The following is a 21,889-nucleotide window of genomic DNA, read 5'->3' as shown; positions in this document are numbered from 1 at the left end:
AAAACGTTTTCTACCATTATCTTAAACAATACGGCTGTAAAAGGCTTTCCAACTATTATCCAAAATGTCCCCTTTATTTGTCATCATTTTTATATTCACTTTAATGGAGGACAAAAAAGGACTGCTATTTTTTAACTAATGGCTTAATTTCAAAAAGATGAAAAGCATTTAATGTCAGGGTTGATTGTAAATATAGATCCGAATCAATAGTCTCCTCATAGATTTGTAATTCAGGATAGGTGCGATGCTTCAGGAACGTAATGATTTCACGATCATTGATATCTCCCCGTTGGAAATTGAGCCAATTCATATAAAATGCACCATTATTCCGATCCAGAATATACCTTCGAATTTGATAATGACCAGGAGGCATCCCTGAAATCACAAATCTATTCTCTTTTGTTAAAGAGCGTAAAAAGAGATTCTCCACCGAGTAGGAAGGATTGACGTAGGAAGTGTTATAAATAGCCAATTGGTACCCTTGTTCTCCCTTGGTCAGGACAAAGCCCTCTCCTTCCGCTAAAATCTGGCTGTTCATTTTTGCCATCAATTGAATGTTGAAAAAAGCTGGACGTTTTAATTGATAATAATAAAGTAGAGCAATCCCATTCATGGCAATATGTTCATACTCTTGATTACTTTTTTCTAATGAATGGGTATCAACCCAAAATCCCAATCCGAAAATTTCCTTGGTTACATCAAACATATCTTTAAAAATAAGGGATGAACGAAAGAAGCTTCCACTTAAATTCACCGTATTTCCATAAAGTGTATTCCAGTTTGTCAAGTAAATGGGTCTGTCTGCCAATCCCACAGCTTGCAATTTTTCCTTCAAATTGATACATGATTTCGTTAACAAATCTTTTACACTTTCAAAGGTACTATTATTCATATCCGTAAAGTCTACTTGTTCATTCGGGTTACAGATGAAACAGATTAGTTCACACTCATTAGAGAATTGCTTCAAAAAGGTGGTAACAGAGGCTGTTATTCCTGTTTGTAAAGAAAACGGCACATGAAGGCCAACTTTTGCGGCTGAAGCCCATTTTTTTACAGTTTGATAAAAATCCTGATAAAATGTACTTGATTTTCCACCCCACTCCGTGAAAGCCAATTCAAACTGCCACTTTCCTACAAAGTCGCTGCCAAAATAACGAACACTGTGTTGTAAGAATTCCTCTAACAACTTGATATAATTAGAGCTACTTTTGACTTCCTTTTCAAACTCAACACGGATGAAAGGCACTAAGCCAAGCTTGTGAAACCGGCTGAATAATGCACTAATCTGATAAAACTTTCCCCCTGTTTGCAATAGCGGAGTTGTAGTCTTGAAAGTGGGGGAAAATAGGTTCGTGAAATAAACATATTCAAATTGAAGCAGCTCTTGAATAAGCTGTAATTCTTCTTGGACTTCTTCATGTAAAGCATATTCAAGCTGGCCAATCACTAGTAATTGGTGAGCTTTTTCCCGAACAAAAATAGGTTCTTGTGGCATGTCGATATGTACCTCTGAAACAGCCGATTCCATTAAAGTCAATTCTTTTTCATTTGGTGGGATGTACTTACTTATTTCTATTAAAAAACTAGGAGACTTCAACAATGTATATTCATCACTTAAATGATGTAATTCATCGACATCGGCAGGTTCCTTCTTGTGAAGACCGCGATATTCAGCAGGTGTTTGTTGGTACACTTCTTTAAAAGCCTTGTTAAACGCCTTCGCATTGGGAAAACCATTATTAAACGCAACTTGCATAATATTATAGTCAGTGTATAAAAGCTCCTGAACAGCTGATTTCAAACGAACTTGTTTAACATATTGTGAAAAGCTAACGCCAACCTCCTGCTTAAAATAGCGCGATAAATAGTGAAGAGATAAATATTGCTGTTTAGCGACTTCCTCCAATGATATCGGCTTACGATAATTTTTTTCAATAAAAGTAAGAATATCCCTAATTCTGCCATCCTTCATTCCCAAAAACTGATTCTTGCCAAGATAAGTCGTTTTAAAATTCCGAATTAAAAGCGTAACTAACTTATAAATCTTGCTATTAATTTCAAGTTCACTTCCATCCTGTTTTTGATAATACGCAATCAGAATTTCCGCTAAGAGTTGACGGATTTGATCATATAGAAAATATAACCCATTATCCTCCTTGGTCGAACAGCAGTCGAAATAACATTCATGAATCCCTTGATAATACTGCTCGATAGAACTTAGAGGTATTTGCAACAATAAGACTACATTGTCTTTAATCCCCTTAATAGTATGGACATGATTAGCATTAATGAGCAGAAGATCATTTTCGGCCAAATGATAGGAATTTTGATTGACAATAACCTCAATTTCCCCTCTAATAACAAGAAGTATTTCAATTTCTAAATTAATATGCTGTGAGCGGTGGCGAATATTTTGCAAACTAATATGATAAGATTCTTCTATTACTGATCCAGACATAATTATTCACCCCAGAAAATTGATTAAACAAAGTAGTTGTATCTCATTTACGCAGCTTTTTACTTAAGGATGTTTTTACCCTTTTCCCCATTCCCCTGGTATACATTTCCCAGGATAAGGATACTCCGATTCCAATTTCAACTACTTTCTAGATTATAGATTAAAACTATTTGATCGAACAACCTGTATGTTAGCATATGATTTACTTCTCGTGTTACAGAAATTTTCTATTCGTTATGTAATTAGTTTGTTTTACCCTATAGCCACATTGTACTGATTAACCTTTCTTATTCGCTTCTAAATAACTAGAACGGTAGTAATTGCTCTTAAATAAAATTCACACTTTGTTCAATGTTTCACAATATAATTACCAAAACTCCATGTTATGATGAACCTGTAATGAAGGTGTGAAAATCAAACATACCTGAAGGACAATAGTTGTGTACGAATTTTTAAGATATTTCTAACACTGAAGGAGAGATCACCTATGAAAGCGGTAGTTGTTAATCCAAAAAGTAAAGCAAACATTGAAGTTGTTGAAAGGGAACTACGGCCATTGAATTCAGGTGAAGCATTAGTAGATATAGAATATTGCGGTGTATGTCATACGGATCTACATGTAGCAGCTGGTGATTTTGGTAATGTGGAAGGCCGTACTTTAGGCCATGAAGGTGTAGGTATAGTTTCTAAAGTGGCTGACGACGTTACTAGCTTAAAGGTTGGTGATAGAGTAAGTGTTGCATGGATGTTCCAAGCCTGTGGCAGATGTGAGTATTGTACAACAGGCAGAGAGACATTTTGTCGTAATGTAAAGAATGCTGGATATAGTATTGATGGAGGAATGGCTGAGCAATGTATTGTTACTGCTGATTACGCAGTAAAAGTTCCAGATGGACTAGATTCAGCACAAGCTACTAGTATTACATGCGCCGGGGTTACTACTTATAAAGCCATTAAGGTTTCTGGTGTTAAACCTGGTCAATGGATTGTCATTTATGGTTGTGGTGGACTAGGAAATCTTGCTATCCAATATGCTAAACATGTATTTAATGCCAAAGTTATCGCAGTAGATATTAATGATGATAAGTTAGCACTAGCCCAAGAAATTGGTGCAGATATGACAATCAACTCTATCACTCAAGGCGATGCAGATAAGATTATTCAAGAACAAGTCGGTGGAGCATATGCCGCAGTTGTAACAGCAGTTTCTAAAGTAGCATTTAACTCAGCAGTCAATGCAGTACGTGCTTGTGGTAAGGTAATCGCAGTAGGTTTACCATCAGAAACGATGGATTTGAATATTCCGCGACTAGTACTTGACGGGATTGAAGTAGTAGGTTCATTAGTCGGTACCCGCAAAGATTTAGAAGAAGCCTTCCAATTCGGTGCGGAAGGTAAGGTCGTACCAATTATTGTGCAAACACGTTGCTTACATGAAGTCCAGGATATATTTGAAGAAATGGGACAAGGTAAGATTCAAGGTCGTATGGTTATCGATTTTAAACAGCACAAGTGTAATTGCTAATAAGTGCTATTTCAAACGGTTGCTGTGCGATTCTCTCTTAGAAAATCTCTGAAACGGAATTGACCGAGATTTTCAGTCAGACATATATAGAAGTTTAATAGGAAAGAAAGAGGCTGGCCACTAGTCATAGACTTGTGCCGCCTCTTTTTTAAAATTATTCCGTGAAGGTTCGACTAAAAATTGTAATCTTCCCATCATTCATTTTCCTTGTCCATTATTTTCGAAGCTCAAAGTTATTTGGGTTTTAACTTGAAATGATTATGGGCAGAATAAGCATAATCTCCCTTGTAAACCTTCTAAGACTTCTTTTGGCACTTCCCTGACCTTGATATCCCCACCTAGGAAAAGTAGCCAATTGGTTATTTCGGTCAATTCTTCGGGATTATGGACATTGATAAAAGTCTTTAGAATGGCTGTGGTTTGGTAGGGATTCGTATAGGAAATTGAAATCTTTAAAGGATGGTATTTTTTGAACTGAGCAATTGCCTTTGGACCAAGTTCAAGGACAAGGTTAAATACTTCTTCCTGCCTTCTTAGCTTTTCTAAAAACTTTTTCCTACTTAATCTTTTTTTCGTAGTATATGGTTTGACATTAGTGAGATTATCGACAGGGAAAATCCGCCTTTTTTCATCCTTTAAGTCAAATCCTTCAATCAACCAAATACCTTTTTCATGATAAAGGTGTAAGAGATAAATTGGATAAGACTTTTTTACCTTCTCTTCTTTGATGGTAATCAATAAATATCTATCCAAAATAAGGGTTTGGATGAGTTTTTCTAACATAGGATGGGGTAGGTCTGATAGATCAAGTAGGTCGGGATTATTGGGGTTGGTCCCTTCAAAAAGCAAAATTTTATTTAGAAGAACAAGGTCATCTTGCTGGTTTTCCGAGATAAGGCCTAGTAATTTTTCGGCTAAAGACTGACGACTTTTGAGATAAGGAAGTTGTTGATTTCTTGTGGCCATAAAGGCAATAAAAAGAGCTTTAATCTCATTATCAGTAAAGCGAACAGCGGGCAGAACAGAGTTATTCATGACAAAATAACCCCCAGCCCTTCCTACTTCAGCGACAAGTGGCATCCCCATGGCTTCAATTTCTCTGATATCTCTGATAGCTGTCGAGCGAGAGATGTTAAATTCTCGCATGATTTCAGAGATTGTAAAGTGAGCGCGGTTGTTGATATACCGCATGATTGTATTAATTCGTTCAACTTTTTTCATTGGGGTCTCCTAAACAGTATCATTCTTTGACATGATTTAGTACTATTATAAACTCATCAAGTGAAAAGATAAATCATTTGATTAATATTTTAAAAGGAAGGTTTTGAATATGGCAGATTATATTATAGAAGATAAAGACAGCTTTACCGTTTTGGGTATTGGAATTGAACTTAAAAGCAATTACACAGACTTTGCTGGCATAAATAAGGAAAAGGCAGACTTTTGGCAGACCATCGGCCAAGATGGAACCCTTGACACTTTAAAATCCATTGCCACAAATGACTATATATTTGCTGTGAACGAAGCGGTGAATAACAAGATGATGCATTATGCTGGCGTTATGACAGAAGCATCAATACCAGAAGCAACCAGGGTTATCCAGTTTCCTAAGGGAGAATACCTAGTTGTTAAAGGAGAAGAAAAGACTTCTGAAGAGTTGAGTAATAAGCTTACTGGCATTGCCTTCGGTCAAGTCTTACCAGAAGCAAAGAATTTTGCCTATGTTGGTGGGCCGAATACAACGGTTGAAATGGGGCAGCGAAACGGCTTAGTATTTGGTGAAATGTGGATTCCTATTGTGAGAAAATAAAAAGGAGTACTACAGTAAGTGAATGTGCAAGTGGGGAAATTCAGCCATTTTCTGTATTTTGGTCATTTCAAACCATACTTTTTCCATTCGGACACCACAATAGACGGCTCGTTGACCGAAGTATGGACCGAACAATGAATCACAGGGCGAACCACAATACGGACACATTATATAAACAAAACAAAACGAAATAAAACATTATACTATCTACTACGAATGCGCGACCTTTTGCAGATGGATTTCTGAAAGGGCGCTTTTTTATTCGACAAAATATGACAAAGAAAGTGAGAAAAAAGTGTAAAAACTGTCTAACTTACAAAACCTCCTGCAGAAACGTCATTTCTGCAGAAAAACAGGAGAGAATCTAGTAGAATTATGTCGATGTTTGTCGAAAATGCGAAGTTAGCAACCTTTACAGTTTTAATCGGTTTGATTATGATAGATTCGACATTACGTTTTGCCACACTGAAAAAATGGAAGTTTTGAACTTGAAGAAAAATGATGATCTGTTTAAAGATATTTTCAAGAAAAATGAGAAATGTATTTATTATCATATGCACAAGCTTGGCATCCAGGATCCGTTTGACGCCTTTTATTCAGAATGATTGTATGCCATGTAGATTGCCTATCAAAAATTGAACCAAATAAAGGCCCCCTCGCCACTTACTTCATCTACACCATTCGCAATCTCCTCATCGATTTAATCCGAAAGAAAACCAATGACGAACAAAATGAAGAAAACTACGTGAAAAAGGAAATTGAAGGGCGTATTTTAAGATGTGAAAACCTGGGGACATGGCGATACAAAGCCGACATAGTGACAATAGGATGGACGGAATAAAAGAAAGGGAGATAAAAATGAACTACATAAAAGAAATAAATGCCTTTTATGAATCAATCGAATACAATCCACTAACCAACCCGGCTATTGCCTTATGGCATGCGTTGATGCATATCAATAACAAGACAAGGTGGAAGCGCGAATTTCGTGTAGCGGGAGCGGTATTACGGATTAAAGCAGGTTTGAACGAATCTGCTTTTAAACGAGCGAGAACAGAGCTAAAAGAAAAAGGATACATTACCCACGAACCTAAAGGGGGTAATCAAGCACCCGTTTACCGAATGATTAGTTTGATAGAAAACTATGATGGCGTACAGCGGGTAGATTCGGGTGAAGATGCAGAGGAAACGGATAAGACTTCAACTAGGACGGAATCAACCAAGAGAAACGCAACTGAACAAGTGGAAGGCGTTAAGAAACAGAGGGGAACAGCAGTGGTAGCGAGTACGAAGCCAAAGTCTGAGGAAAAAGGCGTATTCAAGTTCTATCAAGATAACTTTGGTGCCCTAAGTCCATTCGTGATGGATTCATTGAATGATTGGGTAGGAGATGTGGGAGAAACGTTAGTGATGGAGGCGATGAAACGTGCATTGGAGAGAAATAAGACGAGTTGGGGCAATGTAAAAAGTATATTGCTAGCATGGGAAAAGAAAGGGATTCGAAATATGAATGCGGTAAGGGCCGATGATATGGAATTTCGAAATAGGAAAAAGCGACATTATCATTATATTCCTAATGGGAGGCGTGAAGTAATTCCTGATTGGTTTATAGAACAAAAGGAACAGAAGAAGCGGTTGGAGAAAAAGAATCAAAGTATGGTAGTAAACCCGAAAGATGCGGATGCCGTTCGGATGAAGATTAAGCAGTTGAAGGAGGAGTTGGGGTATAAATGATCGTTTGCTTCTCCTCCAACACACCGTAAGCATGGATAATGCCGCTATGTATATCCCCAATAAATTCTAGGTATTTATTTAACAAAAGAGTAATAAACTATTTCAAATTACTATGACAAACGGTACTTTACATTTAATTACCTATTATAGTCGTCAATAATCGATATCGTTTTATTTGCCACTTCACTACCGAGTGAGGCATATAATTTCTTATCGCCAATAACGTAAAATTCCTTTTTAGCACGTGTAGCTGCAACATTCATCATATTTGGATCAGAAACAGCCCATCTAGCCGCCCCACTGCTGTTTGAATCCGCTCCAAGAACAAAATAGACAATTTCTGCTTCTTTCCCTTGAAAGGTATGGACAGTTCCAATATTTTTTATTTTCCCACGTTCTCGTTTTGTGAAGTTAATTTCATCTAAAACTTGTGCAAGTTTATAAGCTACATTTCTAAATGGGGATATAACATAGATTTGTTCTGCTGAACCTGGATCTTCCTGCAAGCGTCTAGCAATCAGACCTTTCAGTAAGTCAGCTTGCTCCTTAACAAATTTGTCATTTGCCTTTCCAGTTGAATCATACCATTGTGATTTTCCTTGTGATTTATCTTCTGATATACCTTGTACCATCAGCCCATCATACGAGATTTCATTTGAAATTGTAAACATCGGATAGTTCGAACGTCTGTGTACCCAAAGTGGTATACCAATCCATTCATCCTCATTTTTTTGGAAACCATATTGACTTGTGGCATCCACAATTGTTTGTGTAGACGCATCAGCTGAGACAAATTTTTCATCAACTTTGTGATATCTTCCAATTAAGGTCAGAACATTTGAGTCTAACGTCATTACTGGTTTTATTTGCGATGGATCCCCAACGACCATAACCTTTTTGCTCCTAAAAATTGCCCCAACACTAGCCTGTGGTAATGCTTGACCAGCCTCATCTATGAATAGATTACCAATTGAATTTTCATTAAGGTTTTTAAACATTCTACCAAAACTAGCAAACGTAGTGCTGACAACAGGGATAGCGAAATTCAACCATTGCCATGATTCTGAAATTAACTGATCTCCATTCTCCTTTCCAATGTATTCAGACTGTTTATTCCAGATAATTCTTGCCACTTTCAAATTCCTTCTGTTTTCATACAGGAATTGCTTTCTAACTTTTAAGGCTGAAATAAATAACTCTGATTGTAAAATACGGAACTGCTTAGTAAACCATGGATTAGACTTTTGAAGTTCATCATACGATAGTGAAAAATCTAGTTCCTTTATGCCGCTTTGACGTTTGAGTCTTTCCAATAAAGCAATTTCTTGTTCCAATTTTTTTAAATCATTTTGTTGAGTAGTCATCCATCGATTGAAGTCAGCTCTTGTGTCCTGAATTTGTTTTTGGGCATACTCACCTTTTGTAGCATTTTTCTTTAATCCATTTTCGAGTTGTATGCGGTCATTCAACAATTTGGTCATTTGTTGAGACAGGTGGTTTAGATGATCATTCGCATTATTAAGATCTTCAAAGTACTGTTCAACCTTTGGTTTATTAAATACTTTCTGAAACCATAAAAAACTTGGCTTTTGTGAAGTAACTACTTCATAATTTCTTTCAGCTTGAACTTGTAAATTAGTTAAATTTTCAATTTCAATGGAAGTATTTGATAAATCCCTTTGGAGATTTACCTTTTCTTGTCTCAGTCTTTCAAGTTCGCGCTTTGTTTCCTCTTCCTGTAAAATCAAATTTGCTCGTTTCTTCTTTTCTTCTTGTTCAAAAGCAATGGCTTGCTCCTCATGCTTGGTTTTTAATTTTTGAAGAGTATACATTTTCTTGCTATATTTTTGAACTCTTTCCCTTTCAGTTTTTAATTCATCATAAAGACGTGTAAATTCTTGATATACACCTGTATTCGCTTGATAATTTTCTTCTAAATCTTTTTCAATTGCTTCGATATTTAAAAGTAACTTGTTAATGTTTGTTGACGCTCCACCTTCCAACGAGAAGGTACCCCAATTTTCATCATTTAAAAGCTCACTTTTAATCACGCGATCCTTTCCGAAACCTTCACCGGTTAATTTAGAATTAGAAATATCTTTAAAATAACTTGCTTCATCTAGTTGCTTTTGAAAATCGTTAGCAACCTCTTTTTTCTTTGGTAACTCCTTCACAATGTTTTGAACCGCTCCATTGTTTGAGCTTGCTACAATAATATTCTTATCTGAAATGGAATGCGGTAAAACGCCAAGTTTAGCATTTTGCCAATAAACTAGACTTCCTTGAATCCTTTTATTAGAAAGCTTTGAGATTTCCGCTGCCTGTTGTACTACTAAATCAGCAAAAATATCTTTTAACAGTGTTGTTTTCCCAGTTCCCGGCGGCCCATTGACACTACGAATATCATTTTCATTATTTAAAGCTAGATTTATCGCAACCTGTTGCATGAACGAAAGCGGATGATCAGGATTACTTGGGAACCGCCCCAACGGATAAAATTTAGGTTGTAATATTGACTTGAAAATATGTGAATTAAAATGAATTGATTCCTTTTTACTATCTAGATTTTTTCTACATCCAGAAAAGCCATTAAAATATCGATCCAAATTTTTATTAGTGATTGTCTTTGCTTTGTTCAGATCTTCAATAAAGAAAGAATGTAGATTTACATCTCCATTATCTAAGTTTTTCACAAATGCATAGCGGAAATTTTCTGTGGTAACATTATATTTTTGTAAAAGTACAGAAATTGTGGTATTAAAATCTTCATCAAATTTCCTATTCAAATCTTCTCTAAATGAGTTTTCTACTTTTAGAAAATCCTTCGGTAAATCACCATGTTGGCGGATATAACCGCTCATCGTAAGGAATAATTTGTCTGCTATAAAATTTAACTGGTTATCAAAATATAAAGAGAAGGTGAATTTCTCAGAGTTACTAACTTCTTCGTAGGTTTTAGCAATCTTGTATTTCTCCCTCAATATATCAACAACCTCTTGGAAATTGAAAATATCAAAATATAATACTAAGCCCGACTTCTTAAAAAACTTATCGGATACATTTTGTTGTTCTTTTTGTTTCGTTAAGAAGTCTGAAAAAAACTTATTCCAGTCCTCCTCCGCTGTATATAAACGCTTTAAGGATTTGTCCCTTTTATTAATAGAACCCTCGGATAGTTGCTCTATCGTAATCCAAGCATTTAAAATGTCTTTCCTTTCATTCATGTTACCACTCCCACTCCTGATGATCCTTAACCGTAATCTTGCCACTTAAACTGAATTCCTTCTGCTCTATATAAAGTTGCTTCATGCTATTCCTCTATTTAGCAAAATACCTATATGGAAACAGGCTTACAAATAATGAAGTTACTTTTGAGCCTTTCAATTTTAATTATACACAACTCAACCAGTGGAATTAACCGTATTTTTGTAACTAGCCAACTAACCTTTTATTCACTTATGATACAGTTCCCGCTTAATAATCTAGATATTCCATGCGGGTTCTTTCTTTTAAACGTTCTATCAAAAAAAGATGCCTCTCCCGCACTCTGGAGAAAGCATCTCTCTATCCCTTATTCTTTTCATGATATCGGATTTCCGGATTCAAATCGATCACCCTAGATGTATTTTTATGACCGCCTTCGATATTTTGGACAAGGGTATCAACTAAACTTTCGGCAATCTTTTCAGTAGGAACCCCAACCGTATAAACTGGGGTTTCAATGGACTTGAACTGTTTGATATTATCATAAGCCACAATCGTTTTATCCTGCTTCCGTTTATCAATAAAATGCAAAAATCCCATGGTGATATCATAGCTTCCGCAAATAATGCCGTCTTCTAGAGTATTCCTTTTTAAAAATTCCATTAATGCTTGTTTGGTGGCAAGCTCGGTTAATCCACCGGAGTCAATCAGCCGTAAGCTTACTTCTCTTTCCTTGCAGTAATTTTCGATAGTTTCTTTCTTTACAATCTGACGTATATCCTTTGTATGAAGGTCACCAATATAATCAATCTTTTGATGTCCTTTTTCTATAAGCAGATCCACCGCCTGCTTCATGGCAACAGCATGATTTACATTAATCATTGGATAGGCCAGGTTTCGGGCCACTCCATAGGCAATGACAGGGATATGATTCGTAATTTTTTCTGGAAGTGTGGTTTCTTCCCCTTCATCAAAAACAATTACACCATCGAAACGCAGTTCCAGAAATTTACTTGCAGCCGTGATTGGGTTATCAATGGAGACTGCCATAAAATACCCTGCATTTTTTAAGGCTTCATTTACATGCGTTGCCAAAGTTGTAACAGCCACCCTGTCTACAGATGGCCAGATTAAACCGATGGTGTTGCTCCTGTTGGAAACTAGTGATCTAGCAGAGTTATTCGGGATATAATTCATCTCTTCAGCTTTATCTTTAATTTTCCTTTTTGTAGCTTCTGTTACGAGCGGAGAGTCCTTCAATGCCTTGCTCACCGTCGAATAACTGACGCCACATTCTGCCGCAATATCCTTTAAAGTAACAGCCATTTTTTAACTCCTTAAAAATATCTATTGATTTCTTTATGATATAATTATATCATAAAGAATAGTCAGATGATTTTTTTTAAACAAAAATAACAACGTTGTTATTTTGCGAAGGAGGATACATATGCGTATTTTTTTATTATGTATTGTAAGCGTTTTAAGTCTATTGACCGGCTGTGCGCAGACGAGCAGCTCAGAAGATACAAAGGAATTTATTCTTGCACATAACCAGCCTACAAACCATCCAATTCATGAATCGCTGGTTGATTTTCAGAGGCTCTTAGATGAAAAATCCGATGGAAAGTTGAAGCTGCGGATTTATGCAAACGGACAGCTGGGCAGTGAACGAGAAGTAATTGAAATGACACAGACCAATGCCGTTCAGTTTACGAAAGTGTCTGCAAGTGCATTGGAGAGTTTTTCCGAAGCCTATTCCTTATTTAGTATGCCTTATCTATTTGATTCTAAGGAACAGTTTCGCGATGTGATGAAAATGCCAGAAATACAAGATGCTTTTTATAATAAAACCGAAGATAACGGATTTATTGGCATTACATACTATGATGCCGGTGTCCGGAACATGTACACCAAGGATCGGATATTAGAAACAAATGAAGATATGCATGGCTTAAAGACACGTGTTCAGCCTAGTAAGACAAGCGTTCAGATGATTGAGGCACTTGGTGGCACACCGACTCCGATGGGGTTTGGTGAAGTTTACACCGCTTTGCAATCCGGATTATTGGATGCTGCGGAAAATAACGAGTCTGCATTAACAGATAATAAACATGGTGAGGTTGCCAAGCATTACTTCTATACAGAGCATGCGATAGTACCCGATATTTTAATTATGAATGTGGAAGCTTATAATCAATTATCGGACGAGGAACAGCAATGGGTCCGGGAAGCAGCTGCGGAATCAACTGCACTGCATGAACCTCGCTGGGATGAACGCATGTTAGAATCCCGCCAGATTGCCGAAGAGGAAATGGGAGTTACCTTCCATAAGATTGATAAAAGCAACTTTATGGAAGCGGTTAGGCCCTTACAGGAGTCTTTCAAAGAAAATGAAGCAACGATAGAACAATATGACTTAATTATGGGAGCAAAGGAGGAAAATGATGAGCAAGATTAAAACGTATATCGATAAAGGCCTACTCACTTTAACAGGGATTTTAATTACTATTATGTCTGTTCTATCGATTTGGCAGGTTATAGCAAGGTATATTCTCAATACACCCAGCACCGCCAGTGAAGAAATCATCCGCATGCTTTTGATCTGGTTTGCTCTTACAAGCGCGGCATATGTATTTGGTCAGCAGAAGCATATCGCCCTCGTGTTTATAAGGGAAAAACTGTCTCCAAAAGCACAACTAGCGCTTTTGCGATTATCCAATTTCATTCTATTAATTGTTGCCATCGTTCTTATGATTTGGGGCGGCATGCAGGTTGTCAGCCTTACCTTAACGCAATCAGCTCCTTCTACAGGTATTTCGATGGCATGGATGTACGGAGCCCTGCCAATTTCAGGACTGTTTATTGTATTTTATGCCATTTACAACTTAGTAACCGGTGACATTACACCAGCCGAGGAAGGAAGTGAACAGCTATGACATTGATTGCGGGACTTGTTTTATTTATTTCGTTTCTTCTCATGCTTGCGTTAAGTATTCCGATTGCGATATCCATTATTTTAAGCTCGCTTTTGACCATGTTTTTGATTCTGCCATTTGATGTAACGATCATCACGGCGGCACAGCGAATGGTTACGGGAATTGATAACTTTACAATGCTTTCCATTCCGCTTTTTGTACTGGCCGGTATCTTGATGAATAATGGCGGGATTGCTTTTCGTTTAGTCAATTTCGCCAAAGTATTAGTTGGAAAAATGCCTGGTTCTTTAGCACATACTAACATTGTCGGGAATATGCTGTTTGGTTCTATTTCCGGATCAAGCGTAGCTGCAGCAGCTGCCATGGGCCGTATTATGGGGCCGTTACAGACAAAGCAAGGCTATCGTAAAGATTATTCTGCGGCCGCAAATATTGCCTCAGCTCCAGCTGGATTACTAATTCCGCCAAGTTCACTGTTAATCGTCTATTCATTAGTCAGTGGCGGAACATCTATCGCAGCCTTATTTATGGCTGGTTACCTTCCAGGGATATTATGGGGAATTACGGCAATGGTAGTTGCTTATATTTTAGCCAAAAAGAATAACTACCCTGTTTCACCTAAAATCGGCTGGAAAGACCGGCTCTTTCTTATTCTCGATGCTATTCCTAGTTTATTGCTAATTATTATTGTTATTGGGGGTATCGTTGGGGGAATATTCACCGCAACAGAAGGAGCCGCAATCGCTGTTTTATACGCTTTTGTTCTATCTCTTATCTATAAGAGTTTTAAAATCGCGGATATTCCAGCTATTTTTAAAGAAACGGTTGAAATTACCGGGATGATTCTGTTATTGATCACTGCTTCAGCTTTATTCTCATTAGTCATGAGTTTTACAGGTCTGCCGGAAGCAATCTCTAATGGAATTCTATCTTTGACAGAGAATCCAATTCTTTTATTACTTTTAATGAATCTTATTTTATTATTTATCGGTACATTTATGGACATTACACCAGCAGTACTTATTTTCACACCGATTTTTCTGCCTATTGCTACATCGATTGGTTTAGATCCGGTTCACTTTGGTATTGTTATTGCGTTCAACCTGTGTATCGGTAATATCACGCCACCGGTAGGTAGTGCATTATTTGTTGGAGCAAGTGTTGCCAATGTGAAGATTGAAAGCGTTATTCGGACGCTTGTCCCTTATTTTATCGCATTAATTATCATGTTGTTGGCAATTACATTTATTCCGCAATTATCCATGTTCTTACCAAATTTATTTGGACTATAAGTACTTTCAACACTATAAATCAAGGAGAGTAGTTTATGACACTAATCAACGAAGACTTTTTACTAACTACAGAAAAGGCAAAAGAACTCTATCAATCTGTAAAGGATATTCCGATTTACGATTTCCATTGCCATTTAAGTCCAAAGGAAATCTATGAAGATAAAAACTATGAAACAATTACGGATTTATGGCTTGGCCATGACCATTACAAGTGGCGCCTTATGCGCGCTTACGGTATTGACGAATCCCTTATCACGGGGGACGGTGACAGCTTTGAGAAATTTAAAGCATTCATTAATATGCTTCCGAAAACAATAATGAATCCGATGTACCACTGGTGTTATTTGGAGCTGGCCCGGTATTTCAATCACTTTGAAGGCGTACAGCACAGTGATGCTGGGGAGCTTTATCAGAAGTTGAATGAAAAGCTTCAGCAGCCGGATATGTCGCCAAGAAATCTCTTAAGAAAAAGCAATGTACGTGTAGTTTGTACCACGGATGATCCTTGTGACGACTTACACTACCATCAGCAGCTGGCGGCAGATGATTCCTTTGATATCGAAGTGCGACCGACATTTCGCCCAGACTTTTATATCAGCCTGAATCAAGAAACGGTTCACAAGGCGATTCAGAAACTGGAGGATGCTACTGGAGCAAGTATTGACAGTTTAGCGGACTATATCAAAGCACTGGAAAGCAGAGTAGATTATTTCCAAGAACACGGGGCAAAAAGTGCTGATCAAAGCTTTACTGAAGTGGTGCTGACAGGACTTTCCGAAGAAGAAGCTGCGGCATACTTCTCTGATTTAAAAAATGGAAAAACACTCGATAACAGTAAAACTCGGAAGCTGGCAGGCTATTTATTAACCCGTTTGGCAAAATCGTATAAAAAATACGGCTGGGTGATGCAACTGCATCTTGGTCCCCTTCGCAACAATAACACGCTCCAATATGAAAGAATTGGAGCGGATGCCGGGTTTGACAGCTTGGGAAATCTGCTGAATGCGCAAGAATTAAATCAATTATTCGATCATCTCAATCAAAATGATTGCTTAACCAATACGATTATTTACCCGCATAATGCCAATGACCATCAAATGGTCCAGTCAACTGCCGGAAATTTTACCTCCAAGGATGTGAAGGTGCAGCTTGGTGCTGCGTGGTGGTATAACGACACTAAAGATGGAATGATTCAGCATCTGATAGACTATGCCAATATCGGCCTGCTTTCAGAGTTTGCTGGGATGCTTACAGATTCAAGAAGTCTGTTATCCTACTCACGACATGAATACTTTAGAAGGATCCTTTGTCAGCTGATCGGCTCTCTCGTAGAAAACGGAGAAATTGAAGATGATCCAGCATTATTGGAAGGTATCTTAAAGGATATTTGCTTTAACAATGCTGCACGCTTATTTCAAATTGAAAATATCAAGGAGATTTATTAATGGAAGGAGTCGAGTAAGTTATGAAATTATCATTTGAAGGAGTTAACATTGTCATTACCGGGGCGAGTGGCGTAATCGGCAGCACTTTTGTTAAAGCGCTTGTTCGGGAAGGTGCGCATGTAGGCCTAATTGGCCGTAGCCGAAATAAACTGGAAAAACTTATTTCAGAAGTAGACCCCAGTGAGAAACACACGCTTGCATTGGAAGCCGATGTCTTGGATAAAGCTTCTCTTGAAAAGGCAAAGGAAGCTTTTCATGAGAAATTTGGGAAAGTCAATGCATTGATTAACTGTGCTGGCGGGAATCATCCTGACGCCACAACCGATGATGAACATTTTGAGAAGGACATTGAGAAAAACCTGTTTGGCCTAAGTGAAGAAGGTGTAGAAAGTGTATTCCGTTTAAATTACACGGGAACCTTCCTGCCAATTCAAGTATTCGGAACGGATCTAACAGAAGCCGAGGGAAATTCCATTATTAATATCTCGTCCATGAATGCCTTTCAGCCTTTAACAAAGATACCCGCATATAGTGGCGCCAAAGCTGCTATTAGCAACTTTACGCAGTGGCTAAGCACTTATTTTGAAGGAAAAGTAAGGGTCAACGCCATTGCACCAGGATTCTTTGAAACATCGCAAAACAAAGGACTGCTTCGAAACGAAGACGGTTCCTATTCTGAACGTGCACATAAAATACTGGGGCAGACGCCAATGAACCGATTTGGAGATCCGGAAGATTTAGTTGGTACCCTGTTATGGCTGCTTGATCCAAATGCCAGCCGCTTCGTCACAGGCATTGTCGTACCCGTTGACGGAGGATTTTCTTCCTATTCGGGAGTGTAAAGAATGATATTGGGAGTTCGCTGGATTAGCGACCTCCCTTTTTATTTTGGGAAGGAAAAACCCACCTGCCTAGTTGATGTGCAGATGGGTTTTTCCTTATTATTAAAATTTCCTTATTTCCACTTCTGTTAATTCATCATTATACAGTGGTAGGGAAGTTCCCTTCTTAACAAAGAAAGGAATATTTGCAAGTGAAACATCAACTGTAATTGTGCTTCCTCCTTCGTAAACCTTACCTGTATAGTAATCTACCCAGCCTTCTGGATTGTTTGGCAAATAGATCTGCCGGATTGTCTGGCCTTCTTCCACAATTGGACAGACAAGCAGTTTGTCCCCAAGCATAAAGTCATCGATGTCTTTATAAGTCTTTAAGTCTTCTTCAAATTCATAAAATGTCGGACGGATAATCGGCTCATAATTATCATGGGCATTTTCTACAAGACTTTGAATATATGGATTTAGGCGTTCATGAAGATGCATTGCTTCCTTCACTTCTTCCAGCACCTCTTCATGCATCCATGCTTCATTAACAGAGCCGTCATCATTCCATGAATGGATAGAGAAGCGAGGATAGAATACACCACATTGAACCCATCTCAAAAATAGCTCAGGTCCAGGCTTTGGTCCGGAAAATCCCCCGATGTCATGCCCGAAATTATAAACTCCGGATAAGCTTAGTCCAAGGGCTATCTTATTATTAAATTTCAATGTATGCCAGCTTGTCCGGTTATCTCCTGTCCAAGTCTGTACATACTTACCCATCCCGGCACAACCTGAGCGACTAATGATATAAGGATGTTCTTCTTTATTGTAAGCAACCTGTACTTCGCGGGAAGCTTTCATCATCAATAGCGGCATAATAGCACGATAATCCTGGAAGTTGCCACCTTTTCCAAAGCCATGTACCTGCGCCTTGCTATCCCAAATTTCAAATTCATTATTGTCATTCCAAGTACAGTTAATATGGTTATCCAGCAGCTTCGTTTTTATTTGATGTTTCCACCAGTTGATTGTCTTCGGATTGGTAAAGTCTAAATAATATCCTTCATCATCCCAAAATTGAACCAACAAAGGCTTTCCATGTTCGTCTTTAATAAAACCATCAAAAGCCAGCACTTCGTCAAGTAATGGATGATTCAGCATGAGGGATGGTTTAATATTTGCAACTATTTCTACTCCAGCATCAACAAAGTGTTTCCCAAATGCCTTTGGATCCGGAAACTTATCATAATTCCAGTTGAACACATAGCGTTTCCCTTCAATGGATGTATAGCCGGAAGAAAGATGGAATGAGCGCACTTTGATATCATGCTGGCCACACTGCTCTAAAAAGTCGTTTAATAATTCCTGCGAATTTGGCAAATCCGTATACTGCATTGTGGATCCCGAATAAGAAATCGCCCATGCCGGCATCTTGGCAGGTCTGCCTGTCAGCCAGCTAAATCGCTTTGTAACGTCTTTAATTTGTGGGCCGGCAATAACATAGTAATCTAAGAAATCACTGTTCGTCTCATAATAGCGGTAATAACCATGATAATTATCTAATTCCTGACCAAAATCAAAGACAGAGTTCTGATAATCATCATAGAAAATTCCGATAGATTGACGGATTTCCGGTTTATAAGTGATGTAGAATGGTATGTGCTTATACAGCGGATCCGTGGTTTCCGCATTATATCCCATTGCATCAATGTTATTCATACGAAATCGTCTACCATGCCGATCAACGGCTCCTGCCTTCTCACCCAAACCAAAATACATTTCCTCTACATCACGTTCAAGATAATGACAGGTAGGCTGATTCGCACTAATATGGTGCCGATAGGCTTGCGTTCTGCGATCTGTCATGACCTGTTCAAAAGATCCTTCCGCATTTTTTTGAAACCAGGTTAAATAGAAACCTTCTTTGTGGATCTCCAGTTTCAAAGCTTCTGTTGTAACTATAATCTTTTCATCCGATTCCGAGAATCGATAATTCGTCTGAGAGAACGGTTTCATTGTATAACGCGAAATACCTTCAAACGGAAGTTCTGTATCCCCTGGTGTAATGGTCCAGGTCGGGAAGTTGATTTCACCCTCAGCACTAACTTTTACATTTATAATGGAAGGTTCCAACACACGAATATGCGCATAAATATCTTGACTCGAGTTATGTAATGTAATTTCATTGTTTTCGATAGCGTTTACAATAAATTTAGCCATTTTTCTCCTCCTAGAATAACAACGTTGTTATTACTAATATGACATACTTTTATAGAAAAATAAAGAGGTAAATTAGTTCTAGATAAAAAGAGAATAACCTAAGTTGCACTAGTAAAAGTAAAACAATATGTGATTTTACTACTGTGTGTCTCGAATTGTTTTTATTTCCGTCACTACAGGGTTTCCCCGCACGCTGAACTCACTTTAAATATCTCTTCGAATGCTGATATAACTAGGGTGTACTGATATCCTGATATTTAATGGACAGACGTTGATATAACTACGGCGGATGCTGATATCAGCATTCACTCCTAAGGCAAACAATACTTACACCATTGGCAAAGGTTATCTTATATATTCGCTACAACATAGTATTCATATACCTTGCCATCAACTTTATGGACATGCAAGTTCTTTAGAATAGTACTATTGGTACTGGTATAACATACTGGGTTGGAATAAAATGTATATCTATACTAAACAACTGGGGGAGAATAAGCTTGAATGATTTTGGTGAACTTTTGTATGCTGGTAAGACCGATAACAACAAAAATGGTTTTGTATTCATTCTTTTAGGAATTATATCCTTTATCGGTGCAAATTTTATCTATGCAAAGATGATGCTAATGGTAATTGGAGTCGTGTTTGCAATTGTCGGATTATACCTACTTTTATTTAAACAAAGTAAAAAATTATCAATCTATGAAAATGCGATTGTTTTGACTTTAGAAGGGCAAGAACTTTCCATTCCAAAAGAACAGATTAGCCATATCGAATATCAGAAGGTAAAAGTTAGAAGAAGTCCTGTCGTGAATTATTATCCAGTACTTATATTAAACGATAAAACAAAGTGTTAATTAATAAAGCATTTAATTCCATTATCAATCAGGATTTCAAGAAAGTTATTGAGTCATACCTTTGAATAGTACGTTTTACAATGGGCAGTTATCTATTTTTAGTAACCGCCCTTTCTTTTTAATAAATATGAACAAAGACATAAATTAGTACTGAACTTGATTTACATACCTTTTTCCTGTTCAAGGATATTTAAAATCAGGGTTGAGTTTTGAAAATCAATCACATATTTATAAAACCATTGACAGTAACGAAAAAACTCATTTACTAGGATACGGTTCACCCTACCGGTCTGTAGGGTGAGATAAAGTGATTAGAGCTCCTCAAAAAATATTATAAGAGGAGCCCTAACATAAAATATAGCCCTTTTATCTTTATTTCGTTTTTTACTTGTAATGTCCTTATTCTACATCTATTTATTAAAGGTATATTTTGTACCCGCACCGTGACCAGTAAATGCAACGCCATAAGACTTTAGTTCCTTAATAAGACGTTGTACCTGTTTATTGTCTTTTTATTTTCATTCTCTGAGTAATCGAGATCTTCAACTATATTTTTAAGACTTGTAATCATCTTTGTCGATAGATTAGGGGGCTCTTCGTGTAAAAACTTCTTTAGTTCTTCAGCGCTTTCGGAAATTTAGTATGCTAAACAAATTTAACGCAAAAATTTCATTAAAAACACGATGAGTAATAAAAGCCAGGAAACCCCAAGAAGAGAACCACCAACGACATCACTGACATAATGAATACCCAAATACACTCGACTCCATCCAATGCAAAAAAGAAAGGCAACATACAATACAACAACCCAGCGAGCAATCAAGGTTTTCCCACTTTTCACCGAGTAGAGGTAAATAATAAATACAATAAGCCCGTACAGCGTTATCGAATATAACATATGTCCGCTTGGAAAAGATGATGATGATCCTTCAATCAAAGGATGTCCATCATTTGGACGGGGTCGACGAATGAGCATTTTCCAAAAATTCCGGATCACTCTTGATCCTATTACACCACCTAACAGGATTAGAGCTTGTAAGTAATTGCGCTTTAATAGAAGGATTAGGGCTAAAAGAGTTGCAATGAGCAAACAAAATTTATAACTTGCCAGATAGGTGAACCCCAATGCTATCGTTTCTAACGATTGGTTATAAAATCCGGTAATGAAATGTCCTAAAAAATGGTCGAATAGCAATAGGATATTTTGCTCTTTCTTTAAAATCCAGACTAAACAAGAAAATAAACACAGACAAATAAAACTTATTAAGGTAAGCTTGTTCGATTCTATTTTCATAACTTTGCATTCCTCGTGAAATCCTTTATTTGTAACACTATATGCCCTCAATAAAGAAATGATGCTGGGAATTTTTAAGACATGCTGGTACGTGAAACGGAGGATTTTTTCGATGAATTCTTATATTGCTTTCTTTGATAAGTATCTGCTGTTGCATTTTTAAAATGAATGAAGTTTTGCCATGAACGGGCGGAAGTCTGGAATATCCTTATGCCTATTGCTTGAAGGGAAGTTTAAATAACTCTATGAATGGTCGTACACAACGTGCGAGTAAGTTTCTTTGTACTCTT

Annotated in this window: 15 protein-coding genes; 9 read left to right on the top strand and 6 right to left on the bottom strand. The window is 37.4% G+C overall.

What is annotated here, in order from left to right:
* Positions 1 to 124: 124 nt before the first annotated feature.
* A complete protein-coding gene (locus tag ACFQ18_RS07495) occupies positions 125 to 2,458 on the bottom strand; it encodes a helix-turn-helix domain-containing protein (protein ID WP_204798036.1) in 2,334 nt (777 codons plus the stop codon).
* 487 nt (positions 2,459 to 2,945) lie between these two features.
* On the opposite strand from ACFQ18_RS07495, the gene adhP reads away from it, so the two are divergent.
* Positions 2,946 to 3,983 carry an alcohol dehydrogenase AdhP gene (adhP, locus tag ACFQ18_RS07490; RefSeq protein WP_204798037.1) on the top strand — a complete coding sequence of 346 codons (1,038 nt, stop codon included), beginning with the start codon at positions 2,946 to 2,948 and terminating at the stop codon, positions 3,981 to 3,983.
* A 258-nt stretch (positions 3,984 to 4,241) separates the two neighbouring features.
* On the opposite strand, the gene ACFQ18_RS07485 is transcribed toward adhP, so the two are convergent.
* Complete coding sequence (locus ACFQ18_RS07485; protein ID WP_204798038.1) at positions 4,242 to 5,204, bottom strand: helix-turn-helix transcriptional regulator; 963 nt, start codon at positions 5,202 to 5,204, stop codon at positions 4,242 to 4,244.
* A 109-nt stretch (positions 5,205 to 5,313) separates the two neighbouring features.
* On the opposite strand from ACFQ18_RS07485, the gene ACFQ18_RS07480 reads away from it, so the two are divergent.
* A complete protein-coding gene (locus ACFQ18_RS07480; RefSeq protein WP_204798039.1) occupies positions 5,314 to 5,793 on the top strand; it encodes a GyrI-like domain-containing protein in 480 nt (159 codons plus the stop codon).
* Positions 5,794 to 6,651: 858 nt separating this feature from the next.
* Positions 6,652 to 7,527 carry a DnaD domain-containing protein gene (locus ACFQ18_RS07475; RefSeq protein WP_204798040.1) on the top strand — a complete coding sequence of 292 codons (876 nt, stop codon included), beginning with the start codon at positions 6,652 to 6,654 and terminating at the stop codon, positions 7,525 to 7,527.
* A 137-nt stretch (positions 7,528 to 7,664) separates the two neighbouring features.
* On the opposite strand, the gene ACFQ18_RS07470 is transcribed toward ACFQ18_RS07475, so the two are convergent.
* Positions 7,665 to 10,751, bottom strand: coding sequence for a DEAD/DEAH box helicase (locus ACFQ18_RS07470; RefSeq protein ID WP_204798041.1), 3,087 nt, complete (start codon positions 10,749 to 10,751; stop codon positions 7,665 to 7,667).
* Between the two features lie 340 nt (positions 10,752 to 11,091).
* Positions 11,092 to 12,057, bottom strand: a complete 966-nt coding sequence (locus ACFQ18_RS07465; protein ID WP_204798042.1) for a LacI family DNA-binding transcriptional regulator — start codon at positions 12,055 to 12,057, stop codon at positions 11,092 to 11,094.
* A 121-nt stretch (positions 12,058 to 12,178) separates the two neighbouring features.
* On the opposite strand from ACFQ18_RS07465, the gene ACFQ18_RS07460 reads away from it, so the two are divergent.
* The 5 genes from ACFQ18_RS07460 to ACFQ18_RS07440 are packed head-to-tail and all read left to right on the top strand — an operon-like array spanning position 12,179 to position 17,246.
* Positions 12,179 to 13,189, top strand: coding sequence for a TRAP transporter substrate-binding protein (locus ACFQ18_RS07460; RefSeq protein WP_204798043.1), 1,011 nt, complete (start codon positions 12,179 to 12,181; stop codon positions 13,187 to 13,189).
* Positions 13,176 to 13,667 carry a TRAP transporter small permease gene (locus ACFQ18_RS07455; protein WP_204798044.1) on the top strand — a complete coding sequence of 164 codons (492 nt, stop codon included), beginning with the start codon at positions 13,176 to 13,178 and terminating at the stop codon, positions 13,665 to 13,667. Before ACFQ18_RS07460 ends, ACFQ18_RS07455 begins: the two co-directional genes overlap by 14 nt.
* A complete protein-coding gene (locus tag ACFQ18_RS07450; RefSeq protein ID WP_204798045.1) occupies positions 13,664 to 14,959 on the top strand; it encodes a TRAP transporter large permease in 1,296 nt (431 codons plus the stop codon). The genes ACFQ18_RS07455 and ACFQ18_RS07450 overlap by 4 nt, the downstream gene beginning before the upstream one ends.
* A 35-nt stretch (positions 14,960 to 14,994) precedes the next feature.
* Positions 14,995 to 16,404 carry a glucuronate isomerase gene (uxaC, locus tag ACFQ18_RS07445; RefSeq protein WP_204798046.1) on the top strand — a complete coding sequence of 470 codons (1,410 nt, stop codon included), beginning with the start codon at positions 14,995 to 14,997 and terminating at the stop codon, positions 16,402 to 16,404.
* A gap of 20 nt (positions 16,405 to 16,424) precedes the next feature.
* The gene (locus ACFQ18_RS07440) at positions 16,425 to 17,246 is read left to right on the top strand and encodes an SDR family oxidoreductase (protein ID WP_204798047.1); all 822 of its coding nucleotides are present in this window, start codon (positions 16,425 to 16,427) and stop codon (positions 17,244 to 17,246) included.
* Between the two features lie 102 nt (positions 17,247 to 17,348).
* On the opposite strand, the gene ACFQ18_RS07435 is transcribed toward ACFQ18_RS07440, so the two are convergent.
* Entirely contained in the window at positions 17,349 to 19,448 is a 2,100-nt protein-coding gene (locus tag ACFQ18_RS07435) for a glycoside hydrolase family 31 protein (protein WP_204798048.1), read from the bottom strand.
* A 500-nt stretch (positions 19,449 to 19,948) separates the two neighbouring features.
* Here ACFQ18_RS07435 and ACFQ18_RS07430 point away from each other — a divergent pair, with 500 nt between their 5' ends.
* Positions 19,949 to 20,305 (top strand): hypothetical protein, encoded by a 357-nt coding sequence (locus ACFQ18_RS07430; RefSeq protein WP_204798049.1) that lies wholly within the window; start codon positions 19,949 to 19,951, stop codon positions 20,303 to 20,305.
* Between the two features lie 655 nt (positions 20,306 to 20,960).
* On the opposite strand, the gene ACFQ18_RS07425 is transcribed toward ACFQ18_RS07430, so the two are convergent.
* Positions 20,961 to 21,599: a phosphatase PAP2 family protein gene (locus ACFQ18_RS07425; protein WP_204798050.1), complete on the bottom strand. Its 639-nt coding sequence runs from the start codon at positions 21,597 to 21,599 to the stop codon at positions 20,961 to 20,963.
* Between the last annotated feature and the right edge of the window lie 290 nt (positions 21,600 to 21,889).

The organism is Oceanobacillus caeni (genome assembly GCF_042678465.1).
Classification (GTDB): domain Bacteria; phylum Bacillota; class Bacilli; order Bacillales; family Amphibacillaceae; genus Oceanobacillus; species Oceanobacillus caeni.
The sequence above is the reverse complement of the archived record's forward strand: the minus strand, read 5'-3'. Positions and strand labels throughout refer to the sequence as shown.

Bases quoted from the DNA above. Each gene is read 5' to 3' on its own strand.
- ACFQ18_RS07480 (WP_204798039.1), top strand. From the start codon at position 5,314: ATGGCAGATTATATTATAGAAGATAAAGACAGCTTTACCGTTTTGGGT.
- ACFQ18_RS07460 (WP_204798043.1), top strand. From the start codon at position 12,179: ATGCGTATTTTTTTATTATGTATTGTAAGCGTTTTAAGTCTATTGACC.
- ACFQ18_RS07425 (WP_204798050.1), bottom strand. From the start codon at position 21,599: ATGAAAATAGAATCGAACAAGCTTACCTTAATAAGTTTTATTTGTCTG.
- ACFQ18_RS07455 (WP_204798044.1), top strand. From the start codon at position 13,176: ATGAGCAAGATTAAAACGTATATCGATAAAGGCCTACTCACTTTAACA.
- ACFQ18_RS07495 (WP_204798036.1), bottom strand. From the start codon at position 2,458: ATGTCTGGATCAGTAATAGAAGAATCTTATCATATTAGTTTGCAAAAT.
- ACFQ18_RS07440 (WP_204798047.1), top strand. From the start codon at position 16,425: ATGAAATTATCATTTGAAGGAGTTAACATTGTCATTACCGGGGCGAGT.
- adhP (WP_204798037.1), top strand. From the start codon at position 2,946: ATGAAAGCGGTAGTTGTTAATCCAAAAAGTAAAGCAAACATTGAAGTT.
- ACFQ18_RS07465 (WP_204798042.1), bottom strand. From the start codon at position 12,057: ATGGCTGTTACTTTAAAGGATATTGCGGCAGAATGTGGCGTCAGTTAT.
- ACFQ18_RS07475 (WP_204798040.1), top strand. From the start codon at position 6,652: ATGAACTACATAAAAGAAATAAATGCCTTTTATGAATCAATCGAATAC.
- ACFQ18_RS07485 (WP_204798038.1), bottom strand. From the start codon at position 5,204: ATGAAAAAAGTTGAACGAATTAATACAATCATGCGGTATATCAACAAC.
- uxaC (WP_204798046.1), top strand. From the start codon at position 14,995: ATGACACTAATCAACGAAGACTTTTTACTAACTACAGAAAAGGCAAAA.
- ACFQ18_RS07450 (WP_204798045.1), top strand. From the start codon at position 13,664: ATGACATTGATTGCGGGACTTGTTTTATTTATTTCGTTTCTTCTCATG.
- ACFQ18_RS07435 (WP_204798048.1), bottom strand. From the start codon at position 19,448: ATGGCTAAATTTATTGTAAACGCTATCGAAAACAATGAAATTACATTA.
- ACFQ18_RS07470 (WP_204798041.1), bottom strand. From the start codon at position 10,751: ATGAATGAAAGGAAAGACATTTTAAATGCTTGGATTACGATAGAGCAA.